This is a genomic window from Streptomyces triticagri (assembly GCF_003429565.1).
In the GTDB taxonomy this organism is placed as follows: Bacteria; Actinomycetota; Actinomycetes; order Streptomycetales; family Streptomycetaceae; genus Streptomyces; species Streptomyces triticagri.
Map to the genome: position 1 here is coordinate 1 of NZ_QUAK01000032.1, position 3,330 is coordinate 3,330.

A 3,330-nucleotide genomic window follows, 5' to 3' on the forward strand; every position below is an offset into this window, starting at 1 on the left:
CCTGCGTCGTTCGGTCAGGAGCGGTTGTGTCTGCTGGATCGGTTGGGTGCGGGGTCGGCGTATCACGTGGCGGGTGGGTTTCGGGTGTGGGGTGGTTTGGATGTGGGGGTGTTGGAGCGGGCGGTGGAGTGTGTGGTGGCGCGGCATGAGGTGTTGCGGTCGGTGTTGGTGTGGGAGGACGAGGGAGTGGTGCAGGTCGTCTCGGACACGGTGCCGCAGGGTGTGTTCACCACAGGTCCAGTGCCGGGTGGGGCGGTGGGTGTGGATGCGTGGGTCGAGCGGGTGGTGGAGGAGCCGTTCGTGCTGGAGTCGGGTCCGCTGGTACGGGTACGGGTGGGTGAGGTCGCTGCGGGTGAGTGGGTGGTGATGCTGGTCGCGCACCACACCGTGGTGGACGGCTGGTCGCTGGGGGTGGTCCTGGAGGAACTCGCCGCGGCGTATCCGGTACTGGCCGGCGGCGGAGTGTGGCAGGGCCCGGAACTCGATGTGCAGTACGGCGACTATGCGATCTGGCAGCGTGAACAGCTCACCGGGCAGGGCCTCGCCGAGGAGCTGGCGTATTGGAGTGAGGTGCTGGACGGGGCGTCAGGGGTGATGCTGCCCACCAGCGGACCCCGCCCGAACAGCAGTGGTAGTAGTGCCTCGTATCCGGCCGGCCGGATGGAGGTACGGCTGCCGGCCGCGCTCACGCGGCGGCTGGGCCGGCTGGCCGAGGAGGAACGCGCCACCGTCTTCCAGACCCTGCTGGCCGGTTTCGCGTCGGTGGTGGGACGGATGGCCGGCACCCGGGACGTGGTCCTGGCCACCCCGGTCGCGGGACGGGTCCGCGCCGAACTCGAGCCGCTGGTCGGGTTCTTCGTGAACACCCTCGCCCTGCGGATCGACACCGGTGGCGACTGCGGACTGCGGGAGCTGACCGGCCGGGTCCGTGAGACGGTCACCGGGGCCCTGGCCCACCAGGACCTGCCCTTCGAACAGGCCGTGCAGGCCGCCGGACACCGCGGCGGCGACCTCACCCGCATCCTCTTCGCCCTGGACAACACCCCCCGCACCCCCTGGCACCTGCCCGGCACCCGCATCGAAACCCTCACCGCACCCACCACCCGCGCCCAATTCGAAATCGCCCTCCACCTCCACCCCGANCCCTGGCACCTGCCCGGCACCCGCATCGAAACCCTCACCGCACCCACCACCCGCGCCCAATTCGAAATCGCCCTCCACCTCCACCCCGACACCGGTGACGGCGGCAATGCTGATGGCACCGGTGCCGGCACCGGTGCTGGTGGTGGCAGTGCTGGTGCTGCTGGTGGTGGTGGGTTGGTGGGGAGTGTCGAGTACGCCACCGATCTCTACAGCCGTGAGGAGATCACCACGCTGATCGANGAACGGCAACAGCGACGGCGGCGACACCGGCACCGACACCGGTGGCAGTGCTGGTGGCGGCACCGGTGCCGGCACCGGTGCTGGTGGTGGCAGTGCTGGTGCTGCTGCTGGTGGTGGTGGGTTGGTGGGGAGTGTCGAGTACGCCACCGATCTCTACAGCCGTGAGGAGATCACCACGCTGATCGAGGCCTGGCTGCGGACCCTGGAGACCGGCGCCCGCACCGGCCGGCCCCTGGAGANAGGCCTGGCTGCGGACCCTGGAGACCGGCGCCCGCACCGGCCGGCCCCTGGAGACGATCGGTCTGGCCGGCGACACCCAACGCGCCCTCATCGACACCTTCACCTCCCCCGACCCGACCCCCCAGGTCGCGCTCATGCACGAACTCATCGCCGCCCAAGCCGCCGCCACCCCCGACGCCATCGCCGTCACCGACGAACACGGCACCCAGCTCACCTACCGCCAACTCGACCAACGCGCCAACCAACTCGCCCACCACCTCACCACCCACGGCGTCACCACCGAAGACGTCATCGGCATCCACCTCGAACGCAGCCCCCACCTCATCACCGCCCTGCTGGCCACCCTCAAAACCGGAGCCGCCTACCTCCCCCTCGACCCCGACTACCCCCCCGCCCGCCTCACCCACATGACCACCACCTCCCAACCCACCCTCATCCTCACCCACCACCCCACCCACACCACCGCCACCACCCTCACCACCAACAACACCGGCACCGGCACCGGCGACGGTGAGGGTGCCACCAACAACACCCCGATCCCGCTGATCAATCTGGATGACGCCGCCGTCGACGCCCTCCTCGACCAACACCCCACCACCCCACCCACCGTCCACCTCACCCCCGACAACGCCGCCTACATCCTCTACACCTCCGGCTCCACCGGCACCCCCAAAGGCGCCCTCAACACCCACGCCGCCTTCACCAACCGCATCACCTGGATGCAAAACACCTACCACCTCACCCCCACCGACCGCGTCCTGTTCAAAACCCCCATCGGCTTCGACGTCTCCGGCTGGGAATGGACCTGGCCCCTGACCACCGGCGCCCGCATCCACCTCCTCCCACCCGGCGCCCACCGCAACCCCACCCACCTCACCCACACCATCCAAAAACACCACATCACCGTCTGCCACTTCGTCCCCGCCATGCTCACCCACTTCCTCACCCACCCCCACACCCCCAACTGCACCACCCTCACCCACGTCATCGCCTCCGGCGAAGAACTCACCACCCACCACACCCACACCTTCCACACCACCCTCCCCACCACCCAACTCCACAACCTCTACGGCCCCACCGAAGCCGCCATCGACGTCACCCACCACACCACCACCCCCACCACACCCACCCAACCCCAACCCGCCCGCATCCCCATCGGCACCCCCATCACCGGCGCCGAAATCCACATCCTCGACGACCACCACCACCCCACACCCCCCGGCATCCCCGGACACCTCCACATCGGCGGCACCCCCCTCGCCCGCGGCTACCACCACCAACCCGCCCTCACCGCCCAGCACTTCACCCCCCACCCCACCCAACCCGGCACCCGCCTCTACAAAACCGGCGACCTCGCCCGCCACACCCCCCACGGCACCATCGAATACCTCGGCCGCACCGACCACCAACTCAAAATCAACGGCCAACGCATCGAACCCGCCGAAATCAACACCGCCCTCCACACCCACCCCGCCATCCACCACACCCACACCACCACCCACACCACCCACAACACCACCCACCTCGCCACCTACTACACCACCCACCCAAACACCACACCCCCCACCCCCCAACAACTCCGCACCCACCTCACCCACCACCTCCACCCCACCCACATCCCCACCTACCTCACCCACCTCCCCCACCTCCCCCAACACCCCAACGGCAAAATCAACACCCACCAACTCCCCACCCCCACCCACACCA

Annotated in this window: 2 protein-coding genes; both read left to right on the top strand. The window is 68.9% G+C overall.

What is annotated here, in order from left to right:
- Positions 1-1,142, top strand: a 1,142-nt coding sequence (locus tag DY218_RS35800; RefSeq protein ID WP_407703571.1) for a condensation domain-containing protein, incomplete at both ends; no start/stop codon positions are given.
- A gap of 615 nt (positions 1,143-1,757) precedes the next feature.
- Positions 1,758-3,330, top strand: a 1,573-nt coding sequence (locus DY218_RS35805; RefSeq protein WP_128555052.1) for an amino acid adenylation domain-containing protein, incomplete at its 3' end; no start/stop codon positions are given.